This is a genomic window from Streptomyces sp. DH12 (assembly GCF_020873895.1).
Classification (GTDB): domain Bacteria; phylum Actinomycetota; class Actinomycetes; order Streptomycetales; family Streptomycetaceae; genus Streptomyces.
This window is the reverse complement of the sequence record NZ_JAHWGT010000292.1, coordinates 1-702: the sequence shown is the minus strand read 5'-3', so window position 1 is coordinate 702 and position 702 is coordinate 1. Positions and strand designations below refer to the sequence as shown.

Annotated in this window: 1 protein-coding gene; it reads left to right on the top strand. The window is 71.1% G+C overall.

The window, feature by feature from the left end; translation table 11 throughout:
- Window positions 1–79 precede the first annotated feature (79 nt).
- Window positions 80–640, top strand: a complete 561-nt coding sequence (locus LPA54_RS34110) for a SigE family RNA polymerase sigma factor (protein ID WP_193457910.1) — start codon at window positions 80–82, stop codon at window positions 638–640.
- Window positions 641–702: the final 62 nt, after the last annotated feature.

Genomic DNA, 702 nt, shown 5'->3' with positions numbered 1-702 from the left:
CCCCTACAACCTGAGGGGGATCCGGCTTCGGGACCTGCGGGCGATCCGCCGGGCGGGCCCCGCTCCTAGCGTGGACGACATGACCACACCCGTCTGCACCAGCGCTTCGAACGCCGCCGCCCCGGCGACGCAGACCCTCCCGTACGCGTCGTTCTCGTCGTACATGAGGGCCCGCCAGCCGGTGCTCCTGCGGACCGCCCGGTCGCTGACCGGAAACCCCAGCGACGCGGAGGACCTGCTGCAGACCGCGCTCGCCAAGACGTACGTCGCCTGGGAGCGGATAGAGGACCACCGGGCGCTGGACGGCTACGTCCGCCGGGCGCTGGTGAACACGCGCACCTCGCAGTGGCGCAAGCGCAAGGTCGACGAGTTCGCCTGCGACGAGCTGCCCGAGCCGGACCCGGTGCCGGTCCGCGACGACCCCGCTGAGCAGCAGGCCCTGCGGGACGCGATGTGGCGGGCGGTCATGCGGCTGCCGGCGCGCCAGCGGGCGATGGTCGTGCTGCGGTACTACGAGGATCTCAGCGAGGCCCAGACGGCAGAGGTGCTCGGCGTCTCGGTCGGGACGGTGAAGTCGGCCGTGTCGCGGGCGCTCGGCAAGCTTCGGGAGGACGCCGAGCTGGGATTTGTCAGGAATTGAGAAGGAATGAGCGGAACCTGGCGGGACACGTCGTCCGCCCGAGCGTGATCGATCATCCGCTC